At 71.7% G+C, this 23,286-nt stretch carries 19 protein-coding genes and 1 pseudogene; 7 read left to right on the plus strand and 13 right to left on the minus strand.

All coding sequences use genetic code 11. The features are described 5' to 3' along the window. The first annotated feature begins 39 nt into the window (after positions 1 to 39). Positions 40 to 432, plus strand: coding sequence for a DoxX family protein (locus tag OV207_RS14485; RefSeq protein WP_193347958.1), 393 nt, complete (start codon positions 40 to 42; stop codon positions 430 to 432). A 1-nt stretch (position 433) separates the two neighbouring features. On the opposite strand, the gene OV207_RS14490 is transcribed toward OV207_RS14485, so the two are convergent. The 7 genes from OV207_RS14490 to OV207_RS14520 form a co-directional block, all read right to left on the minus strand. Beyond that, positions 434 to 1,108 (minus strand): SOS response-associated peptidase, encoded by a 675-nt coding sequence (locus OV207_RS14490; protein ID WP_193347957.1) that lies wholly within the window; start codon positions 1,106 to 1,108, stop codon positions 434 to 436. Between the two features lie 81 nt (positions 1,109 to 1,189). After that, positions 1,190 to 2,644 (minus strand): dGTP triphosphohydrolase, encoded by a 1,455-nt coding sequence (dgt, locus tag OV207_RS14495; protein ID WP_267555844.1) that lies wholly within the window; start codon positions 2,642 to 2,644, stop codon positions 1,190 to 1,192. A 74-nt stretch (positions 2,645 to 2,718) separates the two neighbouring features. Continuing rightward, the gene (locus OV207_RS14500) at positions 2,719 to 3,321 is read right to left on the minus strand and encodes a DUF2378 family protein (protein ID WP_267555845.1); all 603 of its coding nucleotides are present in this window, start codon (positions 3,319 to 3,321) and stop codon (positions 2,719 to 2,721) included. Positions 3,322 to 3,451: 130 nt separating this feature from the next. Continuing rightward, positions 3,452 to 4,894, minus strand: a complete 1,443-nt coding sequence (locus OV207_RS14505; RefSeq protein ID WP_267555846.1) for a sensor histidine kinase — start codon at positions 4,892 to 4,894, stop codon at positions 3,452 to 3,454. A gap of 388 nt (positions 4,895 to 5,282) precedes the next feature. Next, positions 5,283 to 6,917: a GMC oxidoreductase gene (locus OV207_RS14510; RefSeq protein ID WP_267555847.1), complete on the minus strand. Its 1,635-nt coding sequence runs from the start codon at positions 6,915 to 6,917 to the stop codon at positions 5,283 to 5,285. A gap of 96 nt (positions 6,918 to 7,013) precedes the next feature. Next, positions 7,014 to 7,523 (minus strand): hypothetical protein, encoded by a 510-nt coding sequence (locus tag OV207_RS14515; protein WP_267555848.1) that lies wholly within the window; start codon positions 7,521 to 7,523, stop codon positions 7,014 to 7,016. Positions 7,524 to 7,619: 96 nt separating this feature from the next. Next, positions 7,620 to 7,799 (minus strand): hypothetical protein, encoded by a 180-nt coding sequence (locus tag OV207_RS14520; RefSeq protein WP_227027025.1) that lies wholly within the window; start codon positions 7,797 to 7,799, stop codon positions 7,620 to 7,622. A gap of 75 nt (positions 7,800 to 7,874) precedes the next feature. On the opposite strand from OV207_RS14520, the gene OV207_RS14525 reads away from it, so the two are divergent. Further along, a complete protein-coding gene (locus tag OV207_RS14525) occupies positions 7,875 to 10,268 on the plus strand; it encodes a glycoside hydrolase family 31 protein (RefSeq protein WP_267555849.1) in 2,394 nt (797 codons plus the stop codon). A 7-nt stretch (positions 10,269 to 10,275) separates the two neighbouring features. Here the strand turns inward: OV207_RS14525 and OV207_RS14530 are convergent, their stop codons facing one another. The 6 genes and pseudogenes from OV207_RS14530 to xth form a co-directional block, all read right to left on the minus strand. Continuing rightward, positions 10,276 to 10,986, minus strand: a complete 711-nt coding sequence (locus tag OV207_RS14530) for a double-CXXCG motif protein (RefSeq protein WP_267555850.1) — start codon at positions 10,984 to 10,986, stop codon at positions 10,276 to 10,278. Positions 10,987 to 11,093: 107 nt separating this feature from the next. Beyond that, complete coding sequence (locus tag OV207_RS14535) at positions 11,094 to 11,807, minus strand: double-CXXCG motif protein (RefSeq protein WP_267555851.1); 714 nt, start codon at positions 11,805 to 11,807, stop codon at positions 11,094 to 11,096. A gap of 15 nt (positions 11,808 to 11,822) precedes the next feature. Further along, positions 11,823 to 12,380, minus strand: a pseudogene (locus OV207_RS14540) (TIGR02269 family lipoprotein); the annotation flags it as partial. 143 nt (positions 12,381 to 12,523) lie between these two features. Beyond that, positions 12,524 to 12,787 carry a hypothetical protein gene (locus OV207_RS14545; RefSeq protein ID WP_267555853.1) on the minus strand — a complete coding sequence of 88 codons (264 nt, stop codon included), beginning with the start codon at positions 12,785 to 12,787 and terminating at the stop codon, positions 12,524 to 12,526. A gap of 40 nt (positions 12,788 to 12,827) precedes the next feature. Beyond that, a complete protein-coding gene (locus tag OV207_RS14550; protein ID WP_267555854.1) occupies positions 12,828 to 14,000 on the minus strand; it encodes a threonine synthase in 1,173 nt (390 codons plus the stop codon). Between the two features lie 14 nt (positions 14,001 to 14,014). Further along, the gene (gene xth / locus OV207_RS14555) at positions 14,015 to 14,785 is read right to left on the minus strand and encodes an exodeoxyribonuclease III (protein ID WP_267555855.1); all 771 of its coding nucleotides are present in this window, start codon (positions 14,783 to 14,785) and stop codon (positions 14,015 to 14,017) included. Between the two features lie 206 nt (positions 14,786 to 14,991). Between xth and OV207_RS14560 the strand changes: the two genes are divergently transcribed. From OV207_RS14560 to OV207_RS14580, 5 genes are all read left to right on the plus strand, one after another. After that, positions 14,992 to 16,044 (plus strand): tetratricopeptide repeat protein, encoded by a 1,053-nt coding sequence (locus OV207_RS14560; RefSeq protein ID WP_267555856.1) that lies wholly within the window; start codon positions 14,992 to 14,994, stop codon positions 16,042 to 16,044. Between the two features lie 135 nt (positions 16,045 to 16,179). Beyond that, on the plus strand, positions 16,180 to 18,792 hold the full coding sequence (locus tag OV207_RS14565; protein WP_267555857.1) for a penicillin-binding protein 1A: 2,613 nt from the start codon (positions 16,180 to 16,182) through the stop codon (positions 18,790 to 18,792). Continuing rightward, positions 18,789 to 20,135, plus strand: coding sequence for an FG-GAP repeat domain-containing protein (locus OV207_RS14570; RefSeq protein WP_420715215.1), 1,347 nt, complete (start codon positions 18,789 to 18,791; stop codon positions 20,133 to 20,135). The genes OV207_RS14565 and OV207_RS14570 overlap by 4 nt, the downstream gene beginning before the upstream one ends. Beyond that, positions 20,132 to 21,499 (plus strand): ABC transporter substrate-binding protein, encoded by a 1,368-nt coding sequence (locus OV207_RS14575; protein ID WP_420715216.1) that lies wholly within the window; start codon positions 20,132 to 20,134, stop codon positions 21,497 to 21,499. The genes OV207_RS14570 and OV207_RS14575 overlap by 4 nt, the downstream gene beginning before the upstream one ends. A 28-nt stretch (positions 21,500 to 21,527) precedes the next feature. Beyond that, on the plus strand, positions 21,528 to 23,177 hold the full coding sequence (locus tag OV207_RS14580; protein ID WP_267555859.1) for an ATP-binding protein: 1,650 nt from the start codon (positions 21,528 to 21,530) through the stop codon (positions 23,175 to 23,177). Positions 23,178 to 23,286 lie beyond the last annotated feature (109 nt).

The following is a 23,286-nucleotide window of genomic DNA, read 5'->3' on the forward strand; positions in this document are numbered from 1 at the left end:
GATGCGCCGCGACGACGCATCCCTGGAAGGGCACGGTTCATGACGGGACGAAGCGCGGTGGGCTGGACGCTGGTGCGGGTGGTGTTCGGGTTGACGCTGGCCTTCGGGCACGGCCTGGGCAAGGTGACGGGGGACATGTCCGGCTTCGCCGAAGGGGTGGGGAAGATGGGCTTCCCCGCCCCCATGTTCTTCGCCTGGTGCGCGGCGCTCGCGGAGTTCCTGGGCGGCATCGCCGTGGCGCTGGGGCTGCTGACGCGGCCCGCGGCGCTGTTCTCCGGGTTCACCATGCTGGTGGCCCTCTTCCGGCACCGCGCGGATCCATTCGGAAGAATGGAGCTGTCGCTGCTCTACCTGACCGTGATGGTCGCGGTGCTCCTCATCGGCGGGGGCCCGTTCAGCCTGGACGCGCTGCTGCGCCGCAAGAAGTCCTGAGTCAGGCCGCCAGCCGGGCCACGCACTCCGGCCCGTCGTTGGCGGGCGAGTTCACCACGCGCGCCACCTCGTAGGCCTCCAGGGGCGCGTCCTGCGCGGGGACGAGCAGGGGCAGCAGGTCCGCCGCCTCCTGCGGCTCCGGGCGCAGCCACACGGCCTGCGCCTGCGGCGACAGGATGACGGGCATCCGGTCGTGGATGGGCGCCATCAGCGCGTTGGGCCCGGTGGTGATGATGGTGCAGGTGCGCAGCACCTCGCCCGTGTCCGGCGCCGTCCACTCCTCCCAGAGGCCCGCCAGCGCCAGCGGCTTCCCGTCGCGGTGGTGGAACAGGTAGGGCGTCTTGGGCTTCGTGGACTGCTTCCATTCGTACCAGCCGTCCACCACCACCAGGCACCGCCGGCGCTTCAGCGCGGCGCGGAAGCTGGGCTTCTCCGCCACCGTCTCGCCGCGTGCGTTGATGAGCTTGTTGCCAATGGACGCGTCCTTCGCCCACGAGGGGATGAGCCCCCAGCGGAACACGTCCAGCAGCCGCGCGCCGTCGTTGGGCACCACGGGCAGGAGCTGCGTGGGACAGAGGTTGAAGCGCTCGCGCTCAAGCGTCGCGCGCGCGCCCGCGAGCTCCAGCTCGGCGACGAGCTGGGCGGGAGAGGTCCGGACGGTGACTCGGCCACACATGGTGGCAAGCGTAGCGCCCGGAGGCCGGGCTCGCACGTTCCCGGCGACCGCCCGGGGAGCGACCGGCGAAAGCAGCCCTGACTACGTGGGCAGCTTGATGCCGGACAGGCGCTGGAAGAGTTCCACCGCGCGGCTGTCCGACAGGCCGGAGATGTAGTCCGTCACGCACAGCAGGCGCTGGTACGGGGTGAGGCGCAGGATGGCCTCGTCGCGCTTCGGGGGCCTCTCCTCGTCGGCGGCCGCGTACTCCGGGCGCTGGAAGCACTCCAGGGGCAGCAGCTGGCGCAGCTTCTTCTCCTCGCGGTTGGGCGTGTCCGTCACCACCGTCGTGGCGAACATGTCCAGCAGGCCGCCCAGCGTCTTGAAGCCCGCGCTCTCAATCTGGAGCACGCGCTCGCTGCGGTAGCCGAACTCGCTGGTGAAGTCGGTGATGGCCTCCAGCGCGGACTCCACGTCGGGCCGCAGGGACGTGAGGGACCTCTCCGCCGTCCCCTCCTCCAGCGCGGGCACCTGGTCCATGAACGCCTGGACGCACTGCGGGATGAGCCTGCCGATGGCACCCGCGCGCGCCTGGGCCATGCGCGTCTCCAGGTGCCGGGGCGGCTTGCGGCGCCCGGGCTCCGGCAGCACGGCCTCCAGCAGCTCACAGGCTCGCAGCATGGGGACGAGCCCCAGCTTCGCGGAGTCCTCCAGGTCGATGACCGCGTAGCAGATGTCGTCCGCCGCCTCGACGAGGAAGGCCAGCGGGTGGCGGGAGAAGACGCCCGGTTCGCGCTCCCGCAGGCCCGTGGCGCGGTAGGCCTCCAGCGCCAGGTCGTGGTCGTCCTGGAAGTAACCGAACTTCTTCTCCGACACGCGGCCCTTCACCTTCGGGCGCGCGCCCGGCAGCACGGACGGACGCGGGTACTTGCTCATCGCGCCCAGCGTGGCGGCCGTGTAGCGCAGCCCGCCCCGGCGCTCGCGGGACTGGAGGCGGTTGAGGATGCGGAAGCCCTGCGCGTTGCCCTCGAAGTCGCGCAGGTCCCTCCACTCCGCCTCCGTCGCGAAGGGGCTGCGAGCCCCCTCACCGGGCGGCGACAGCCGCTGCTCCACCCAGTGCTGGATGGCGTCCTCCCCCGAGTGCCCGAAGGGCGGATTGCCGATGTCGTGCGCCAGGCACGCCGCCGCCACGACGGTGCCCAGGTCCGAGGGCACCAGCTTCACGCCCTGCGCATGCAGCTCCAGTCCGGCCTGGTGCCCCAGCGAGCGCCCCACGCACGACGCCTCGATGCTGTGCGTGAGCCGCGTGCGCGTGTAGTCGCTCGTCGACAGCGGGAACACCTGCGTCTTGTCGTGCAGGCAGCGGAACTCGCTGGAGAAGACGATGCGATCGTAGTCCCGGTTGTAGTCGGTGCGTTCGTCCAACTGCCGGTGCGCCGCGTCCGCCGTCGCCGCCTCGTCGTTGGACCCGGCGCGGGGCGCCGAGCCGATGCGGGTGTCCGACAGGAACCGCCGCCAACGGGCTGTCCGTTCCTGACTGTCGCTGCTGCTGCTCACGGGGGGGCCTCACGGTGCGGAGGAAGCACCGCCATCGTGCTCCCCCGCCCCGCCCGCGCAAGTTCCCGGGTCTCCTACTGGAACAGGCGCCAGGGCATCGCCGGGCCCGGGGGGCGCAGCGCGAGCGGCAGGTCCCAGGTGATGTGGTACTCGGTGTCCAGCAGGCCCAGCTTGCGGCCCTGGATGCGCGGGTTCCTGGCGCCCACCATGGTGAGCACCTCGCGCAGCACGCCCTCATGGTAGGGCGCCGGCATGAAGTCGCGCCGCATGACGAACAGCGCCTCGGACTCCCCCTTCCACTCCACCGAGCGATCCCCGTAGCTCACCGCCATCTGGTAGCCGGAGGGCAGGTTGGACACGAGCTTGCGCGTGTCGCCCGCGGCCAGCAGCAGGAAGGTGCGCCCCACCGCGGACTCCAGGAAGCTGCGCGTGGCCTGCATGCCCATCTGCCGCAGCGCTTCGTCCGCCCCGCCCCACCGGGGCGCCAGCACGCGCGACGCCACCTGCGCCATCTTCAGGAAGCTGGACACGGGATAGTTGAAGAAGCCCACGAACCGGCGCTCGTCCGTGGCGCCGCGGCACGTCACCACCGCCTCGTCCCCCAGGCCGGTGCGGACCGTCTCCAGCACCCCCAGGAAGAACATCCCCCGGGCGGTGTCCTGCTCCGTGGCAGCCATGCGTCGAACCGCCCAGTCCGCATCCACGTGACCGGCCTCCCTCGACGGCTTCACCTGTGCCTGCATGCCACCTCCCTGACCACGTACGTGGAGCTGCCCGCCACACTGATTGAAGGGACCTTCCCGCCCGCTAGGGATGCAGGGGCACCGCGACACCCGGCACGCGCGCGTCGGGAAACAGGACGGTGAAACGGGAGCCGTGACCGAAGTCACTCTCCGCCTGGATGCGGGCGCCATGGCCCTGCACCAGGCTTTTCACGATGGCGAGCCCCAGGCCCGTGCCGCGCAGCTTCGTGGTGAACATGGGCTCGAAGATGCGCTCCAGCAGCGGCGCGGGGATGCCCGGCCCGTCGTCCGTCACCCGCAGGCTCCAGCCGCCCTCCCCGCACGCGTCGGCGTGGACGCACACCTCTCCCCCACGCTCCGGAGGGATGGCCTCCACCGCGTTCTGGATGAGGTTGACCAGCACCTGCCGGAACTGCTCGCGGTCCAGGTGCGGCACCGGCAGCCCGTCCGGCACCAGGTTCTTCACGCGCACGCCGTCGCGCACCGGCACCACGCTGATGGCCTCCTCCACCAGCGGCCCCAGCGGGCACGGCGTGAAGCGCGGCGGACGGCCCTTCGCGTAGTCCAGCAGGTCGGAGATGATGACCGAGCACGCCTGGAGCTCCCGGTCGATGATGTCCAGGAAGCGCGGGATGCGGGGATCCGTGGTGCCGTCCTCCGTCTTGCGCATGCGGCGCAGGACGAACGCGTGCGCGGTGCGCGCGGCGGCCAGGGGGTTGCGCAGCTCGTGGCTGACGCTGGCGGTGAGCTGCCCCAGCGACGCCAGCCGCTCCAGCCGGCAGGCGTGGTCGCGGAAGGCGAGCACCTCCCGCACGGCGGCGTCCAGCTGGCCCGCGCGCGACGCCAGCTCCAGCTCGCTCGTCTGTTCCGCCTGCGCCTGATGCGTGGCCTTCTCACGCAGCTCGCGCAGCGCGTCCCGGCACGCGACGAGGAGCACCGCGTCGATGACCGCCACCCAGAAGGCGTGCTCCAGGAAGCGCCACCACTCCGGGTGGGGCTGCCCGTAGATGGACTCCGGCCACAGCGCGCCCCGCAGGAAGTGGTCCACCACGATGGCGCCGCTGGCGGTGAGGAGCACCTTCGGGTCCCGGTAGAAGGACAGCACCGCCAGCGACCCGAAGATGTGGAAGTGCGTTTCAATGCGCCCCCCCGTCAGGTGGATGAGCAGCGCGGACCAGAGCATCTGGCTCACCGCCACCACGTGCCGCGTCACCGCTTCGCCCGGACGCAGGAGCGTGAGCAACACCGGGAACAGGCTCAGGGCCGCCCCCAGCAGCACCGCCGTCTGCACGTGCACGTGCAGCCCGCGCACCCTGCCGTCCCACGCGTAGGGCGAGAAGAACACCGCCACCAGCACGGCGGCGAACCACTGCCCCAACATCAGCCAGGTGAACAGGGCGTCCACCCGCCCGCGGGAGTCGCGCAGATGCAATGACAACAGCGCCGCGGCACGCCCTTCCAGGCCCTGCGAGGCATGCATCGGGACATGCGCGGAAAAGGCTGACATGGACGAAGACATCCCTTCACCCCAGCCCGGAGGCGGTGGCTGGAGGTGGTGGAAGCGATTAAACAGGTATAATTAGAACTACAAGTAATTCAATGATGCGACCATCCTGCTTGAGGGCACCTGGAGTGATCGCGCATGAACACTGTTGCCCCCCTGCCAGAGGTGAAGGGGGGCCTCGACCGGAGACCAATCCCTTTCACCCGCATGCGACTTTGGCACCGCCATTGGTCGCACGTCCACGCGTGAGGCGGCACCCCAGACCGGAGTACGAGGCTCACGGCTGCGGCAGGCGGTGGGCGGACTTCCGGGTCCCGGGGGCGGCCGCGCACACGTCGCGACGGCGCCCACCTCTCCCTGCAAGCCCTTCAGGGCAGGGCGTGACGTGGCTTCAGGACGCCGCGGCGCGCAGCGTGGGCGCCGCGAGCGTGGCGTCGGTGTCTCCCCGGGGCAGCTCACGGGTGGCGGGGATGAAACCCATGGCGCGCTCGGCGAGGGCGGTGATGGTGAGCGAGGGATTGACGCCAGGGTTGGCGGAGATGGCCGCGCCATCCACCACATACAGCCCGTCATAGCCATACAAGCGGTGGCGTGAGTCAATGGCGCCCGTGGCCGGCGAGTCGCCCATGCACGCGCCGCCCAGGATGTGCGCGGTCGTGGGGATGCCCATGAGCGTTTCGCTGACCATGGTCATGGGGTAGCCGTCCAGCTTGTCGGACACGCGCCTGGCCAGGTCGAACGCCTCCGGCATGTTGACGGTGGGGGCGGGGCCCTCCTGCAGGCCGGTGGTGAGGCCGGTGCGGAAGCCGGTGCCGGGCGCGCGGCCTCGCCGCATGCGCAGGTGGCCTTCCATGGTGCGCATGTAGAGCAGGATCATCGTGCGGCGCGCGAAGTCCCGGACGAACATCGCCTGGAGGAAGCGCACGGGGTGCCGGGCGAGCATCCCCACGAGGCGCGCCAGGCGCTTCACCAGGGTGGCCCCGGGGACGTGGGGCGCCATCAGCAGGCGGAAGAAGCCGGACCCCGCCGGGTAGCGCACCGGCTCCAGGTGGGAGTGCGCGTCGGTGTGCAGGATGGACCCGATGGCGATGCCCCGGGACAGGTCGTGGTCCTTCCTCCGGCTCACGATGCCGATGAGGGCCTCGGAGTTGGTGCGAACGCCGTCCCCCACGCGTGGGGAGAGCAGGGGCAGGCCGTCCGGCCGCTCCTTGAGCTTGAGCAACAGGTCCAGGGTGCCCAGCACCCCGCCCGCGAAGATGACGTGCTTCGCGGTGAAGCGGCGCGTCTTGCGCAAGAAGCCCGTGCCTTCCTTCGCGGTGACTTCGTAGCCGTCACCGTCAGGCAGGGGGCGCACCCAGGTGACCTCCGTGTCCGCGTGGAGCGTGAGGCCGCGCTTCTCCGCCAGGTAGAGGTAGTTCTTGTCGAGCGTGTTCTTCGCGTTGTTGCGGCAGCCCAGCATGCAGCCGCCGCACGCGTTGCAGCCGGTGCGCTCCGGGCCCTCGCCGTCGAAGTACGGGTCCTTCACGGTGACGCCGGGCTCGCCGAAGTAGACGGCCACGGTGGTGGGCTGGAAGTCGGGGCGGCCCAGGTCCTGGCCCACCTCCTTGAGCACCTGATCCGGAAAGGTGCTCAGCGGGTTGACGGTGGCGCCCAGCATGCGCCGGGCCGTCACGTAGTGCGGCGCGAGCTCCTCCTTCCACGGCGCCAGGTGGCCCCAGGAAGGGGCCTGGAAGAAGTCGTCCTTCGGCACGGGCAGCGTGTTGGCGTAGACGAGCGAGCCGCCCCCCACGCCGACGCCGGACAGCACGGTGACGTGGCGGAAGAAGGTCATCTTGAACAGGCCGCGCCACCCGAGCTGGGGCATCCACAGCCAGCGCTTCAGGTTCCAGTTGGACCTGGGGAAGTCCTGCCCCTGGAGGCGCTGTCCCTTCTCCAGCATCACGACGCGGTAGCCCTTCTCGACGAGCCGCAACGCGCTGACGCTGCCGCCAAACCCCGAGCCGATGATGAGCCAGTCGCAGTCCATGGGTCCTCCACCCGGAAGCGTGTCACCCGCCCCGGGGCTCCGCACTGTATGCCAACGGCGCGGGAGGACCGGGGCGCACGGCCCCGGGGAGCGGCGCTAGCGCTTCGAGGCCTGCTTCCTCGCCCGGCGCGCGGCGGGGGTGTTGGCGACGAACTGCCGGCCCGCGCGGGAGCCCGTGCGCTTGCGGCGCTCGGTGGCCTTCTTCTGCGCCGGGCTCAGGTGGGCCCAGGCGTCCTTCGGCAGGTAGCGCGCGGTGGTGCGGCCATGGCGGGCGCGGGTGCCGCCCTCCTGGGTCTGCCACTGCTCCCGCGTCCAGGAGGACAGGTGGCGCTGGGTGCTCGCGCGCGCGCCCGTGTAGCCGCCTCCGGCCTTCTTGTATTCGCTGGCGAGCAGCTGGGCCTTGCGGGCGCTCCACTGCCCGGCCCGGCCGCCCTTGGCGCCCTTCATGATGCGCTTCTTGAGGCGCTCGCGAAGCGCGGGGTCGGTGTAGCGACCGCTGACGGACGCGTGGCCCTTCTTCGCGGTGCGCTTCGCGGGGGACGCGGTGGCGTGCTTGCGGCGGGCGCCCCGGGCCGGGGCGGCGTTGGCCTTGCGACGGGTGGGCATGGAGCCTCCTCCTGGGCTTGGACAGAAGGTACGGATGCCACCGTCGCGGTGAGGTCCCCGCCCCGCCGCCTGCCCTGCGGACGGGCGCGCTCCGGGCTACGTCGCGGGCGCGAGGGGCCGGAACAGCGAGCACGCCCGCACCGGCTGGGGCGCGTACTTCTGGGGCAGGAGCGGACAGAGGATGAAGGTGGAGGTCCGCGTCTGGACGTACTTGGGGGGCGCGGCGCAGCGGTGACAGAGGCTGTCCGGAAAGGGCAGGGGCTCGGGGGGATTCATGGCGGTGGACAGCATGGCACGCGGGGTTGCGGAAAAACGGGTGCGGGTCGCGGCGTGCTTCCTAGATTGGAAGCCATGCACGTCGCTGAAGCCCACGTCGAGCCCTACCGCCTGCGCTTGTCCGGGCGTCACGCCGTCCTGGAGGTGTCCAGTCCGCTGCCCGGGGTGCTGCGGGTGCGGCACGCACCGGTGTCCTCGGAGGTCGGCTTCCTTCATCCCGAGCTGCCCGACAAGCGCTCCTGGGCGGTGGTCGCGGCCGGCTCCCCCCAGCGGCTGGACCTCCAGCGCACCCCGGAGCGCACGCGGGTGACGGCGGGAGGCGTGTCGCTGGACATCGACGTCACGTCGGGGCTGTGGAGCTTCCGGGACGCGGCGGGGCGGGAGCTGGCGCGCAGCGTGAGCGTGTCCGGGGAGGTGCGGGCCGCGTATCCGATGGGCCACCACCGCTCCCGGCTGACGCTGCGGGCCCCACCGGAGGAGCGCTACCTGGGCTTCGGCGAGAAGGTGGGCCCGTTGGACAAGCGGGGGATGCACTTCACGTTCTGGAACACGGACGTGATGCCACACCACCCGGACACGGATCCGCTCTACCAATCCATCCCCTTCTTCGTGGGCCTGCGCGAGGGCGTGGCGTGGGGGTTCTTCCTGGACGAGTCGTGGCGCTCGGAGGTGGACGTGGCGCTGACGGACGCGTCGCGGGTGGAGTGGGAGTCCTGGGGCCCGGAGCTGGACTGCTACCTGTTCGCCGGGCCGGCCATCCGGGACGTGGTGAGCGGGTACGCGAAGCTGACGGGGTGCCCTCCCCTGCCCCCGCTGTGGAGCCTGGGCGCGCAGCAGAGCCGCTGGGGTTACGAGACCGCGAACGACATCCGGGGCGTCATCCAGGGATACCGGCGGCGGCGCCTGCCCCTGGACGTCGTGTATCTCGATATTGATTACATGGATGGGTACAAGGTCTGGACCTGGGATGGGGCGCGCTACCCGGACCCGGCGGGGCTGGTGCGGGAGGCGGCGGCGGACGGCGTGCGGCTGGTGCCCATCGTGGATCCCGCGCTGAAGCAGGAGCCGGGCTGGGCGCCCTACGAGGAGGCCCGGGAGCGCGACTACCTGGTGCGCTACGACCGGGGCGGCGTGCTGGTGGGCGAGGTGTGGCCCCGGCCCGCGGTGTTCCCGGACCTGACGCGGCCGGAGGTGCAGCGCTGGTGGGGCGGCCTGCACCGAGACTTCGTCGAGTTGGGCATCGCGGGGTTCTGGAACGACATGAATGAACCGTCGTGCTTCGCGGTGCAGCCGGACCTGGGGATCCTCACGGTGACGAGCCAGCGCGCGGAGGGCGTGGGCAAGGTGGAAGGACAGACGCTGCCCTACGACGCCCGGCACGGGGACAAGCGGCACCTGGAGGTGCACAACGTCTACGCGCTGGGCATGGCGAAGGGGGCCTTCGAAGCGCTGCGCGAGCTGCGTCCGAAGGCACGACCGTTCCTGCTGACGCGGGCGGGGAGCGCGGGCATCCAGCGCTATGCGGCGGTGTGGACCGGGGACAACTCCAGCCACTGGACGCAGTTGGAGACGTCCATCCCGATGCTGGTGGGGTTGGGCCTGGCGGCGGTGGCCTTCACGGGGACGGACATCCCCGGCTTCGTGGGCCGGGCGAACGGTGAGCTGCTGGTGCGCTGGATGCAGACCGGCACGTTCTATCCGCTGATGCGCAACCACGCGGGCAAGGGGACGCCGCCGCAGGAGCCGTGGCGCTACGGAGAGCCCTACCTGTCGCTGGCCCGCGCGACGCTGGAGCGGCGATACCGGCTGCTGCCCACGCTGTACACGCTGATGCACGAGGCGTCACAGACGGGGCTCGCGCCCTTGAGGCCGCTGTTGATGGAGGCGCCCTGGGATGCGGAAGCCGCGGGCGCGTTCGATCAATTCCTGTTCGGGCAGGACCTGATGGTGGCGCCGGTGGTGCGGCCAGGACAGACGAAGCGGTTGGCATGGCTGCCGGCGGGGACGTGGTTGGAGTGGCCCGGCCTGGAGCGGGTGGGACAGGTGAGCGAGGGAGGCCAGTACGTCATCGCGGACGGTCCCCTGGACACGGTGCCGGTGTGGCTGCGGGCCGGGGGCGCGGTGGCGCTGACCCAGCCGGCGATGCACACCACGGACGCGAACTGGAAGCACCTGGAGTGGCACATGCACGCGGCGCCGGAGGTTCGAGGGCGCCTCTACGAGGACGCGGGGGACGGGTACGGCCCGTCACGGCTCACGGAGCTGCGGGGCGGGCTGGTGGACGGGGTGCTGCGGCTGGAGCGGAGCGAGACGGGGGCACTGGAGCGGGCACGCACGGAGGAGACGGTGCGGGTGTATGGATTGGGGTCCGTGCGGCAGGTGACGGGGGCCCTGGCGCACCGGTTCGAGGACGGGGTGCTGGAGCTTCGGGTGGAGGCGGGCTGGACGCGGTTGGTCGTCGAGCCGTGAAGCAGCGTCAGGTCACGGGCACTTCCTTGAACACGACCCCTTCCAGCCCGAGGTGGTTGACGGCTTCGACGAAGCGCTCGGTGGCGATGATGACGGTCGTGTAGTCCTTCAGCCGGAACAAGTCCTGGCCTGCGAGCAGCGTGCTCGCATCCAGGAGTGGCGCATCCGGGAGGCTGCCTCCCTGGCGACCACAGCGTCCACATGGGCGCTCACGGCCTCCCGGGAAACAGCTGTCGTGCAGACGGCCGTGGGGATGGATTTCGATCTCCAGCAGGTCCGGGACATCAATCCCTTCAAAGTGGATGTCCATTTCACTGGCAAGGAGTTTGATGCCTGTGCCGCGCAACTGGGCCAATGCATCACGCTTCATGACCAGCGTCCAAGGCGCTGGCAGATGCAACGCGCCCCACCAACCGGAAGCTTTCCCACTGAGCGGACCGAACCCGGCTCCAGGGAGCAACAGGGCGCCGGGGGGCGCATGTGGCCTCAAGCGATCACGCAACCGCTCATACTCTTCGAGAGGAACCTGCCTCGCCTCCCTGATTTCCCGGCGGAGAGACCAGCCGGAGAGGTCCACGGATGGATAGGCCTCACCGAGACCACCAGGGCTGGCCTGGCACACCGGACAAAGCCCACCCGGAAGCCCCCAACGATGCACACCATCCAGGAAGCCGGTGAAGCGCGGACCTTCCGCAGGATGTAGCTCGAAATACTTCACATGCCCTCCAGGGCTTCAGCGCAGTCGGAGGAGACGGTGCCGTCGGATGGTCTGGGTTCGGGTGGAGGCGGATTGGACGCGGTTGGTTGTCGAGCCGTGAAGCAGCGTCAACTCACGGGCACTTCCTTGAACACGACCCCTTCCAGCCCGAGGCGGTTGACGGCTTCGACGAAGCGCTCGGTGGCGATGATGATGGTCGTGAAGTCCGCCAACCGGAACAGGTCTTGTCCCACTGGCAGCGTGCTTCCATCCAGGATGGGAATATCGGGGAGGATGTCTCCCTGACGGCCGCATCGTTCACACGGGCGCTCACGTCCATCCAGGAAACAACTGTCGTCAAGCCTGCCATGGGGATGGATTTCGATCTCCAGCAGGTCCGGAGTATCTATCTCCTGGAAGCGCAGATCCATTCTACAGGCCCTGAGCTGGATGCCCATTGCTTCGCGCAGGCGCTCCACGGCGCCACGCTTCATCACCAGGGTCCACGGCTCAGGTAGATGCAAATCTCCCCACCAACCGAAAGCTTTTCCGACGGTGGGACCGAACTCTGCCTCCGGCAATAACAGGGCACCAGGGGGGGCCTGGGGCCTCAGCAAGAGGCGCAGTCGTTCGTATTCTTCGAGCGGCGCCTGCCTGGGCTCCTCCAACTCCCGCCGATGAGACCATCCCGCGAGATCCACGGAGGGGTACGCCTCACCGAGGCCTCCGGGACCTGATTGGCATACAGGGCATAGCGCGCCCGGAAGCCCCCACCGATGGATGCCTTCCAGAGTGCCTGTGAACCGCGGACCTTCCGCGGGATGAAGCCTGAAATATTTCACCTGCCCTCCTGTGTCTCAGCGAAGGAAATAGTAGGGAACAATGGGGCCCATGATATTGAATTCGACGATCATCCGGTTCAACTGCTCCTGAATCTGCTTCGGCGTCGCAGTCCTGTTTTTCGAGGCGAAGTCGTGCCACGCCTGATTCCAGGGACCTCCTCGCCCTCCTGCGCCATGCAATCGCAGGTGTTCGGCTCGTGGAATCACCATCGTGAAGTCATGCACGTTGATATTCGCCCGGCGTTTGAAAAACGTCGCGAGTCGTGGGTCCTGGGGATAGAGATGATGCCGGACCCAACCTGAACCTGAGGGCTTCCTTCCATCTGGCGGAGCAGGAGGCGCGGGGTGGTTGTGCCAACGGATGACGAAGATGGCTTCGCGGTCACCCGGTAGCGGCTGAGCCGTCCCCCAATTCCGCCGGGGCCCGAAGCCCGGCGCCGAAGCCGCCACGGGAGGCCGGACACCGCCGCCCCGCGCCAGCAACGTCCCCGCGTCCTCGCAACGATAGAGCCCGCACAAGTCGTCGGCGCAGACGAGCGCCACGCACTTGTCGTGCTCTTTGCACGAATCCTCTCCAGCGGGTTCCGCTGCGTCCCAGTCCTCAAGGGCGGGATGTGGCGTCGACGCGCCCCCCCCCCAGGACCGTCGTCAACAGCAGGAGCAGCGCGAAGGGACGTCTCATCACGTCCCCCATACCAGCGCGCAAAATCCTCGCGTCAGAACGTGCCCGGAGGGAACGGCAACACCGGCGCGTAGCCACCCGGTTCCATCGGGCCCAGGTGTTCGCGCACCGACTCGTAGCGCGCATCCCCTGGCTTGATGATGAACAGGGCCTCTCCAACGATTCCCCCCCGAGCCGAAGCGCCCATCCGGAGTTCCAGCACCCCATCCAGCCGCAGGTGCGCCGACCCCACGGGTTCGGGTTCAGGCTCCTCCGGCATCCCCGGAGGACGCGACGGCTTTTCCGGTACACGGCTCATGATTGAGGCTCCCGCTCACGCAATCCCAGACACACATCCATCACCACAGCGGCGCCATGTTCTCCACGTACTTGAACCCCGTGCCCGTGTTGAAGACGACCACGGACTCCTCCGGCGTCACGTCCCCGGCGGCATGCAGCTTCTTGAGCGCCGCCACGCACGCGCCGCCCTCTGGCGCCACGAACAGGCCCTCCGCGGAGGCGATGTCCTTCGTGCCCTGAACGATCTCCTCCTCCGTCACCGACACCGCCGTGCCGTGGCTGTCCTTCACCGCGCGCAGGATGAGGAAGTCCCCCAGCGCCTTGGGCACCCGCAGGCCGTGCGCGTGCGTCGTCGCCCCCTGCCACATCGGCGCGTCCGCCCTGCCCTCCGCGTGGGCCTTCACGATGGGCGCGCACCCCTGCGCCTGCACCGCCACCATCCGGGGCCGCTTCGCGCCAATGAGCCCCATCGCCTCCATCTCCTCGAAGGCCTTCCACATCCCGATGAGCCCCGTCCCACCACCGGTCGGGTACAGGATGACGTCCGGCAGCGTCCACCCGAGCTGCTCCGCCAGTTCGTAGCCCATCGTCTTCTTGCCCTCGACCCGGTAGGGCTCCTTCAGCGTCGCGCACTCGTACCAGCCATGCTCCTTCGCGAGCCCCGCGCACACCCGGCCCGCGTCGGAGATGAGCCCGTCCACCGTCTCCACGTGCGCGCCGTAGGCCCGCGTCTCCATCAGGAACAGCGACGCGATGTCCTTCGGCACGAAGACGTGCGCCTCCATCCCGCCCCGCGCCGCGTAGGCCGCCAGCGCGCTGCCCGCGTTGCCCGCTGACGGCAGGCACACCGCCTGCGCCCCCAGCGCCTTCGCCATCGACACCGCCGCGGACAGGCCTCGCGCCTTGAAGGACCCCGTGGGGTTGCCGCTCTCGTCCTTCACCAGCACGCGCTTCAATCCCAGCCATCCGGCCAGCCGGGGCGCGGGGAGCAGCGGCGTGAAGCCCTCGCCCAGGCTCAGCCGGTGCGCCGGGTCTTCCACCGGCAGCACCTCGTGGTAGCGCCACATGGAGCGCTCGCGCCCGGACAGCGCTTCGGGCCGCAGCGTGCGGGCCGCGCGCTCCAGGTCGTAGCGAGCGAACAGCGGCGCCTGACACGCCGTGCACAGGTTCCACACCGTGCCCGGCGCAAACGTCTGGTCACACTTCGTGCAATCCAATCGGAGGACGGACATGCCCCCGACTCTACTCAGTCCTTCAACTCCAGCCACACCGGCGCGTGGTCCGACGGCTGCTGTCCCTTGCGCTCCTCGCGGTCCACGTCACAGGCCACCAGCCGGGGCACCAGCGGCGCCGTGAGGAACAGGTGGTCGATGCGCACGCCCTTGTTCTTCGGGAACGCCAGCATCCGGTAGTCCCACCAGGAGAACTTCTGCTCCGTCGGGTGCAGGTGCCGGAACGCGTCCGTCAGCCCGAACGTGCGCACCTGCTGGAGCACGCCCCGCTCGCGCAGCGTGAACAGCGTCTGGCCTTCCCACTGCGCCGGGTCGTACACGTCGATGGGGTCCGGCGCGATGTTCCAGTCCCCGCCCAGCACCATGGGCTCGTCCGGCTTGTGGCGCGTGTCCAGGTAGCGCTTGAGCCGGTGGAACCACTCCAGCTTGTACACGTACGCGTCCGAGTCCACCTGCTGCCCGTTGGGCGCGTACGCGCTCACCACCCGCACGCCCCCCACCGTCGCCGCGATGAAGCGCGCGTGCGTGTCGTCCACGCCGTCCGACAGGCCCTTCACCACGTCCGTGGGCTCCTGCTTCGCCAGGATGGCCACGCCGTTGTACGTCTTCTGCCCGTGCACGGCGGCGAAGTAACCCGCCTCCCTCACCGCCTCGAAGGGGAAGTCCGTATCGGTGCACTTGAGTTCCTGAAGGCAGAGCGCGTCTGGCTGGTGCTTCTTCAACCAGTCAACCAGCCGCTGCTGCCGGGCCCTCACCGAGTTCACGTTCCAGGTCGCGATTCGCATCGCCGCCGACCGTCGCACGCGGCCCACGCCCCCTGCCACGCTTTTCCCCGCCCCGTGGCCCCAGGGACACACCTCCTCTATCCCCCTGAGGGAGGAGCCGTTGGCACACCGGTCGCAATAGACCGTGTCGGGCCGCCCCACCGCGGCCCCGGGACGTCACTCCAGGCGCCCCGTCGCAGGCCCAGAGCAGCCCCGAGGGGATTGCCATGAACCCGAAGACGCGCACCCGGACCCGCCGCCCCACCTCCTCCTCCCGGCGCTTCACCGTTCCGCCCGCGCTTCGCAAGGTGCTCGTGCCCGCCGCCCTCGCCGCCCTGGGCCTCGCCGCGTGGGAGGACGTCCCCCTGCCCCGCCTGCTCAAGCCCTGGCTCGCCCACGCCGTGGAGGCCCGCGCGCCCCAGGCCGCCGCCGCGCCCGCCCTGACGCTGGAGCCGTCCGCCGGGGAGCCTTCGCTCGCGACCGCGCCGCGCCCCCTTGACGCGCACCCGGAGGCCGCCCCGTCGGAAGCGGCGGCCCGAGCGAAGGGGGACGCCCTCGCGCTGCCCCACGAGCACGCCCGCCGCGTGGACCACGGGGCCCGCGCCCACGGCCTGCGCGAGCTGGGCGACCTGTCCGGCGCCGTGACGGAGCTGCGCCGCGCGCTCCATGACGCCCCGGGCGACACGGACACCCTGGCGCAGCTCGCGCGCACCGCCCGGCTCGCCGGGGACACGGCCATGGCCCTGGACGCCTACGCCCGGCTGGCCCAGGCGGGGCCCTCCGACGCGGGGGCCCTGGTGCAGCAGGCCCGCCTGCTGGTGGCGCAGGGGCGCTTCGCCGACGCCGTGCCGGTGGGCGAGGAGGCCCTCCTGCGCAACCCGGAGGACGCGGAGGTGTACCAGGTGCTCGGCCGCGCCCACCTGGGCGCCAACGAGCTTGGCTCCGCCATCCTGCGCTTCCAGCAGGCCGTGCACCTGGCGCCGGAGCACGGCCACGCGCTCAACAACCTGGGCTTCGCCTACCTGCGCGCCAGCGACAACGCCCGCGCCGTGGAGGTCCTCACCCAGGCCGCGGCCCTGCTGCCCCACGTGGCCTACGTGCAGAACAACCTGGGCGTCGCTTGCGAGCGCCTGGGACGCCTGGAGGAGGCCCGCGCCGCCTACGCCGCCGCCACCCGGCTGTCGCCCCGCTACGTGCAGGCCCGTGTCAACGCCGAGCGCGTGGCCCGGGCCGACCCCGCTCTGGCCCTGCCCCAGGCCCCTCCGCCCGCCGCGCCGTAGGGCGGGCGACCAGGAAGCCGACCCAGGAAGCCCTCTTCGACGGGAGGGGCGCCCGCGTGGGTTCACCCCGCCCGCCCCCCGGTCTAACGTGCACCCTTCTTCCCTCTTCCGAGCGTCATGACTCCGGCCCGACCGATGCCCCTTCCTCCCGAGCCCCTCCCCCCGGCCCCCACCGGGGAAACGCCGCCCCGAAGGCGCGGAGTCGGCGCCACGCTGTGGCGCTGGACGAAGCGGCTGCTGGTGCTGGGCGTCGTGGGGCTGGTGCTCCTCCTTGGCGCGGGCGTGGCCACGTACACCTACTTCAGCCGCGACCTGCCCTCCGTGGAGTCCCTGCGCGTCTACCTGCCACCGCAGGTGACGAAGGTGACGTGCGCGGACGGCACGCTCTGCGCCGAGTTCGCGCTGGAGCGCCGCACGCTCATCCGCATCGAGGACCTGCCCGTCCACGTGCGCAACGCCTTCCTGGCCGCCGAGGACGCGGACTTCTACAAGCACGAGGGCCTGGACCCCTTCGGCATCCTGCGCGCGGGCGTGAAGAACCTCATCCCCGGCAGCCGCAAGTCCGGCGCGTCCACGCTCACGCAGCAGGTCGTGAAGAACATGCTGCTCACGCCCGAGCGCAGCCTGGGCCGCAAGATTCGCGAGTGGATCCTCACCCCGCGCCTGGAGCAGGCCCTCACCAAGGATCAGATCCTCAGCCTCTACATCAACGGCGTGTACTTCGGGCAGCGCCGCTACGGGCTGGAGGAGGCGGCGCTCTTCTACTTCGGCAAGCACGCGAAGGACCTGTCCGTGGGCGAGGCCTCGGTGCTCGCGGGCACCGTGCAGCAGCCCCACCGCATCAACCCGGTGACGAACATCACCCGCGCCAAGCAGCGCCAGCTCTACGTGCTGGAGCAGATGGCCCGCCAGGGCTTCGTCGCCCGCGCGGTGGTGGACGCGGAGAAGGAGAAGCCCATCGTGCTCGCGCCGCGCAAGGCGCCCAGCGCGGGGGCGTACTACGCGGAGGAGATCCGCCGCACGCTCGTGGAGCGCTACGGCGAGAAGAAGGTCATGGAGGGCGGCCTGCGCGTGGACATCGCGCAGGTGCCCCGGCTCCAGGCCGTGGCGGAGAAGGCCGTGCGCGAGGGCCTGGAGGCGGTGGACCGGCGCCAGGGCTACCGGGGCGCCCCGGGCAGGCTGGAAGCGGACGCCTGGGCCCGCTACCGCGCGCTCATCACCCAGCGCATCGAGGAGGCCGGCCGTCGGCAGAAGGACCAGGGCTATGTCGCGGACCTGGCGCCGCTCGTCCAGGCCCCCGCCGCCCCCACGCCACCGACCAAGGCGACCGCGCCCGAGGCCGACGGCGCGGAGGAAGCCCCCCCGCCGGAGCTGGTCGCCGAAGCCGAGGAGGAGGAAGCCCCCCAGTCCCCGGAGCGCGAGCGGGCGGGCCGCGTCCTGCTCAAGCCCATGGAGGAGGGCCTGCGCCTGACGGGCTACGTCACGGAGGTGGACCCCAAGCGCGACGTGGCGCGCGTGGACCTGGTGGGCCGCACCGCGGAGGTGTCCTTCGCGTCCGTGGGGTGGGCGCGGCAGAAGGGCAAGAAGGCCCCCAAGGGCATCGCGGACGTGCTCACGCCCGGGGAACTGGTGTTCGTGCGCGTGCTCAAGGCGCCGCCCGCGCCGGCCTTCGTGGAGGCCACGTTGGATCAGGTGCCGCTGGTGCAGGGCGGGCTCGTGGTCATCAACCCGGCCAACCGCAACGTGGTGGCGATGGTGGGCGGCTACGACGCGGAGCGCTCGTCGTTCAACCGCGCCACGCAGGCGAAGCGCCAGCCGGGGTCCTCCTTCAAGCCCTTCATCTACGCCGCCGCGCTGGCGTCCGGCCGCTTCACGCCCCTGTCCACGGTGAACGACGCGCCGGAGACCATCCGCGACCCGTACACGGGCAAGGCGTGGAGGCCGAAGAACTTCGACGGACAGTTCGAAGGCCCCATGTCCATGCGCACGGCGCTCACCAAGTCGAAGAACACCGTGTCCGTGCGGCTCATCGAGGCCATCACCCCGGCGACCGCCATCGACTTCGCGCGGAGGGCGGGCATCCGCTCGCCGCTGCCGGAGAACCTCACGCTGGCGCTGGGCACCGGCGAGGTGACGATGCTGGAAGCCGTCAACGCGTACGCCACGCTCCAGGCCAACGGCCGCTACGCGGAGCCGCTGGCGCTGCTGCGCGTGCGCGACGCGCAGGGCACCGTCCTGGAGGAGCACCAGCCGGCCTTCGAGGAGACGCTGCCCCCGGCGGTGGCGTACCTGGCCACCTCGCTCATGCGCAGCGTGGTGGAGGAGGGCACGGCGCGGGCGGTGCGCGAGCTGAACCGGCCGGCCGCAGGCAAGACGGGCACCACCAACGAATCCAAGGACACGTGGTTCTCCGGCTACACGATGGACTGGGTGGCCAGCGCGTGGGTGGGCTTCGATGACAACTCGCCCCTGGGCAGCAGCGAGACGGGTGGCCGGGCCGCGCTGCCCATCTGGCTCAGCTTCATGCGCGTGGCGGAGGAGGGCCTGCCCGCGCGCGACTTCGAGGTGCCGCCGGGCGTCACGCAGGTGCGCATCGACCCGGCCACGGGGCTGCTCGCCGGAAGCGCCGTCCCGGGCCGGCTGGAGCCCTTCCTGGAGGGCACCCAGCCCACCGCCGAGGCGCCGCCGCCCGGACAGGTGACGCCGGACAACTTCTTCATCGAGGAAGGTGGCAAGAAGGGCCTGTGAGTCGCTCGCTCCTGCCCCTGTTCCTGACGCTCGCCTTCGCCCTGCCCTCCGGGGCCGTCGCGGCGGAGGGCGCGTCCCCCGCCACGACCCGGCTGGCCCAGGCCGTGGCGGAGGCGATCCGCGCCGCGCACGCGGAGGCGCCCGTCGCGGTGTCGCTGTCCGGAAGCTCCGCCGAGCTGCGCCGCGCCTTCGGGACGCTGCTGGCCTCGCGGCTCGCGGCCTGGCAGCTGGGGCCCGTGGTGCTGGAGGTCCCGCCCGAGCGCGCCGAGACCACCGCCCGCGAACAGGGGGCCCGCTCGCTGGCGCGGCTCACGCTGGACGTGGAGGGCGGAGAGCTGGTGGCGCGAGGGGACGTGCTGGGCACCTGGGTGAACTTCTGGTCCGGCCGCACGCCCACCCGTCCACCCAGGCCCGCCGCCGCCGTGGCCGAGGGCGTGGAGGCGGATGCCGCCGTGCTGGCCCTGGCCGCGATGGGGACACCCTCTTCCGGGACACCCGGACCCCAGCCCCGGCGTCCGCCGCGGCTGCTGGGCGCGGTGTTCGCGCGGGTGGAGACGCCGCTGGCCGCGCTGGCGGCTGGCGACCTGGACGGGGATGGTCGCGACGAGGTGGCCGCGCTCACCGCGCGAGAGGTGTTCGTGTTCGCGGCGGATGGACGGCTGCTGGCGCGCAGGGAGCTGGAGGGCGCGCCCGCGACGGCGACGACGCGTGAGCCCTTCGGGGCGCTGGCGGTGCTCGCGGGGCCCCCACGACTGGCCGCGTGGAGCACCCGGTACGCGCGGGGTGAGCTGCTCGTGCTGGACAAGGCGAAGGGGACGCTGCGCGCGGCGGGGACGCTGGAGGCCGCGCCGCTGGGGACGTCGGAGCGAGGAGCGTTCGTGCCCGGCCAGACGGTGTTCGCCCCGGAGGTCCGGCTGGCGGATGGGCGGTCGCTCACCGTGCCCGCGCCGTTCGGGGCCGCGAGCTTCGCCTCCCCGCGCATGCTGTTCGTCCACGCGGATGGCACGGCGTCGCTCTATGCGAGGCCCGCGTCCGCGCCCTCGCGGCTGTCGGGGCTGGGGGCGGGCAGCGCGCTCGCGGACCTCGACGGCGACGGGGCACCGGAGCTGCTCACCACGTCGCCGCAGCTCCAGCCGTCACCGGACACGCTGCGCGTGCTGTCGCTGGCGCCCGAGGCGCCCATGGCCCATGAGCCGCTGTGGCAGGGGGCCCTGCCCGCGGGCCGCGCGCTGTTCGTGGTGACGGCGGACCTGGATGGCGACAAGCGCCGGGAAGTCATCGTGGGTTCGTGGAAGCCGGATGGCACGAGCGAGCTGTTCCTCCTGCGCCAGGGTGCACCGTGATGATCCGTCCTGTTGTCGCGGGCCTCGTCCTCCTCGCGTCCGCCCCGACGCTCGCGGCCAGCCGTCCCCGTTATGGCGGCGAGCTGCGCGTGGCCCACGCCGGTCCGCCCGAGATTGGTGAACCCTCCCTCGCCGACACGCCGATGGAGGCCGCGCTCCTGGGGCTGCTGACGCGGCCCGTGTGCCGCGTGGATGCGGATGGACGCGTCCACCCGACGCTGGCGCGAGAGCTGTCGCGCCCGGTGCCGCAGGCCCTCCGCATCGCGCTGCCCTCCTCCGCCAGCGCCACCGCCGTGGCCCGGGCCTGGACGCGCCTGTCCTCGGCCGACGCTTCGTCGCCGTACCGGGCGCTGCTGTACCCGCTGAGGGGCGAGGGCCGGCAGGTGACGTCCACCGGCGCCGGGCTGGAGCTGGCGCTGGCCTTCCCCTGGCCCGACCTGGAGCGAGCGCTCTGCCATCCGGCGCTCGCGCCGCCGCCGTCCCCTGCGTCGGGTCCCTTCAGCGCCGCGGGCAGGGGCGTGCTGGAGGCGCAGCCCGCGTGGCCGGAGGGCCGGCCGTACCTGGACCGCCTGGCGCTCACCGCCACGGATGAACGCGGCCTGACGCGGCTGTGGTCCGCGCGGCAGGTGCAGGTGGAGCTGGGCACGCCCCCGGACAACGACACCCTCCCGGGCCCGGCGCTGTATGCGACGTACCTGGCGTATTCGCCCCGGAAGGTGCCCACCGACTTCCGCCAGGCCGTCGAGAGCGCCATCGACCGCGAGGACCTCACGCGGCTGTTCGTGAAGGGCCCCGCCGTGCCCATGGCGAACCTGCTGCCTCCCGCGCTCCTGCCCCAGGGTCCCAGGGCCCGGCCCGCGGCGCCGCCCACGGGGACGGCGCGCAAGGTGACGCTCGCGTACGACGCGGCGCTGACGGATCAACGAGCGGTGGCCGAGCGCATCCAGGTGAAGCTGCACGAGCTGGGCTACACCGTCGCGCTGGAGCCGCAGTCGCGCGCGGCCCTGCGCGCCCGTCAGGCGAAGGGCGACTTCGAGTTGATGCTGAGCGCCTTGCTGCTGCCGCCCATCCCTGGCCCCGCGCTGGCCGTGGTGTTGGAGGCGGGCGGACGCCGCGACCTGCTCGGGGTGGAGCTGCCGCCCATCGGCGCGCTGGCGGAGGCCGGAGCCCGGGATGCGCGCAGCCGGGAGCGGGCCCTGGCGCTGGCTGCCTCCGTGCCGCTCATCCCGCTGTACGCGCAAGGGCTGGGACTGCGCGCGGCCCCGGAGGTGTCGGGGCTCGCGCTGGATGCGCAGGGCCTGCCCGTGCTGGAGGGCGCGTGGCTGTCGCCTGTCGAAGCATCGGGTGGTGGGGGCCGACCGTGAGCCGCGCTGAAACGAAGGAAGACGCCGCATGCGCCTGAGGACCCGGCTCGCGCTCGCCTTCGCCCTGCTCGCGCTGGTGCCGTTGGCGGTGGTGGTTCCCCTGACGCTGACGCGCCTGCGCGACACACTGTCGCGTGAGCTGGACGCGCGCATGACGGCCGCCACCGCCTCCGCGCAGGAGTCCCTGGAGCGCTCCGCCTCCAATGCGCGCCGCGCCGTGGAGGAGCTGGTGGAGAGCCCCGCCATGGAGGACCTGGTGCGCGAGGCGCGCGACCGCCCCCTGCGCGCCATCCAGGCCGGCACCGCCGAAGGGCTGATGAAGAGCCGCGGCCTCACGGTGCTCACCCTGTTTGATCGCAACGGCACGGTGCTCTCCTCCGGCCACCTGCCCGCCCGGCGCGGCGACCCGGACGCCGTGCTGTTCGCCGTGACGAAGGAGAAGTCCCCCAAACCCGTGCCGGTGCGTGTGGACGTGCGAGGCAACGCGGGCCTCAGGCAGGTGCCCGCGCTCGTCACCGCGCGGCCCGTGGACTACGGCGACGTGCGCCTCTGGGCCGTGGGCGGCGTGGTGCTGGATGACGGCCTCGCGCAGCACCTGGCGCGGCTCACCCAGGCGGACGTGACGCTGCTGTCCGGCGCGGTGACGGTGGCGCACGCGGGCAGCGCGGCCCCGCCCACGGTGGAGCGCGTGCTGCTCCTGGGCGACACGGCCTCCGTGCGGTTGACCTTCAGCCGCGCCGCCGCCCGGGAGGCGGAAGAAGGCGTCATGCGCGCGTTCCTCCTGCTGGCGGGGCTGGGCCTCGCCTTCGCGGCGCTGCTGGGCCTGCTGGTCTCCCGGTGGATGACGCGGCCGGTGGAGGCCCTCACCTCCGGCGCCCGCCGCGTGGCGGAGGGCGCGCTGGACGTCCAGGTGGCCGCGCGGGCCTCGGGCGAGGTGGGCGAGCTGGTCCGGACGTTCAACCACATGACGTCCGAGCTGAAGGCCACCACCGAGCGGCTGATGGCCACCGAGCGCATCGCCGCATGGCAGGAGGTCGCGCGGCGGCTGGCGCACGAAATCAAGAACCCCCTCACCCCCATCCGCATGTCGCTGGAGACGCTGCTGGCCGCGCACGAGGCCCGCCACCCCAGCTTCCCCGCCCTCTTCAAGGAGAGCGCGGGCGTCATCCTGGAGGAGGTGGAGCGGCTGCGGCGCATCGTGGACGAGTTCAGCCGCTTCGCGCGCCTGCCCAAGCCCCAGCTCGCCCCGGTGGACCTGGGAGAGCTGGCCCAGGGCGTGCTGTCGCTCTACGCCGCGCCGCCCGAGGGCATCCACCTGCTGCCCGCGCTCCAGACGGGCGTGGTGGCCCGGGCGGACCGCGACCAGCTCACCCAGGTGCTCGTGAACCTGGTGAAGAACGCCGAGGAGGCGATGACGGGCAAGGGAGGCTCGCTGCGCGTGCGCGTGAAGGGCACGGACGCGGACGCCGTCATCGAGGTGGAGGACGACGGGCCCGGCATCCCCGCCGAACACCGCGCCCGCATCTTCGAGCCCTACTTCACGACCAAGGACGGCGGCACCGGCCTGGGGCTCGCCATCGCCGCGCGCATCCTCCAGGAGCACGGCGGCCGGCTGGAGGTGGGCGGAGAGCCGGGCCAGGGCGCCCGCTTCAGCGTCGTGCTTCCCCGCGCGAGCTGAAACCGGACGCGCCCCCGCCACCCACCGCCACCGCCCCCACGCGACGAAGCCCGGCCTCCGGGCGGCTCGGGGGTGCGGCATCCCGACAGGCCCTGGAGCCCCGCAGTGA

Source organism: Corallococcus sp. BB11-1 (assembly GCF_026626625.1).
Taxonomy (GTDB): Bacteria; Myxococcota; Myxococcia; order Myxococcales; family Myxococcaceae; genus Corallococcus; species Corallococcus soli.

What these genes read in the sequence shown, in the direction of transcription:
- OV207_RS14485 (WP_193347958.1), top strand. Translation starts at nt 40, where the DNA reads ATGACGGGACGAAGCGCGGTGGGCTGGACGCTGGTGCGGGTGGTGTTC.
- OV207_RS14490 (WP_193347957.1), bottom strand. Translation starts at nt 1,108, where the DNA reads ATGTGTGGCCGAGTCACCGTCCGGACCTCTCCCGCCCAGCTCGTCGCC.
- OV207_RS14500 (WP_267555845.1), bottom strand. Translation starts at nt 3,321, where the DNA reads ATGGCTGCCACGGAGCAGGACACCGCCCGGGGGATGTTCTTCCTGGGG.
- OV207_RS14505 (WP_267555846.1), bottom strand. Translation starts at nt 4,894, where the DNA reads ATGTCAGCCTTTTCCGCGCATGTCCCGATGCATGCCTCGCAGGGCCTG.
- OV207_RS14510 (WP_267555847.1), bottom strand. Translation starts at nt 6,917, where the DNA reads ATGGACTGCGACTGGCTCATCATCGGCTCGGGGTTTGGCGGCAGCGTC.
- OV207_RS14515 (WP_267555848.1), bottom strand. Translation starts at nt 7,523, where the DNA reads ATGCCCACCCGTCGCAAGGCCAACGCCGCCCCGGCCCGGGGCGCCCGC.
- OV207_RS14520 (WP_227027025.1), bottom strand. Translation starts at nt 7,799, where the DNA reads ATGAATCCCCCCGAGCCCCTGCCCTTTCCGGACAGCCTCTGTCACCGC.
- OV207_RS14525 (WP_267555849.1), top strand. Translation starts at nt 7,875, where the DNA reads ATGCACGTCGCTGAAGCCCACGTCGAGCCCTACCGCCTGCGCTTGTCC.
- OV207_RS14545 (WP_267555853.1), bottom strand. Translation starts at nt 12,787, where the DNA reads ATGAGCCGTGTACCGGAAAAGCCGTCGCGTCCTCCGGGGATGCCGGAG.
- OV207_RS14550 (WP_267555854.1), bottom strand. Translation starts at nt 14,000, where the DNA reads ATGTCCGTCCTCCGATTGGATTGCACGAAGTGTGACCAGACGTTTGCG.
- xth (WP_267555855.1), bottom strand. Translation starts at nt 14,785, where the DNA reads ATGCGAATCGCGACCTGGAACGTGAACTCGGTGAGGGCCCGGCAGCAG.
- OV207_RS14560 (WP_267555856.1), top strand. Translation starts at nt 14,992, where the DNA reads ATGAACCCGAAGACGCGCACCCGGACCCGCCGCCCCACCTCCTCCTCC.
- OV207_RS14565 (WP_267555857.1), top strand. Translation starts at nt 16,180, where the DNA reads ATGCCCCTTCCTCCCGAGCCCCTCCCCCCGGCCCCCACCGGGGAAACG.
- OV207_RS14580 (WP_267555859.1), top strand. Translation starts at nt 21,528, where the DNA reads ATGCGCCTGAGGACCCGGCTCGCGCTCGCCTTCGCCCTGCTCGCGCTG.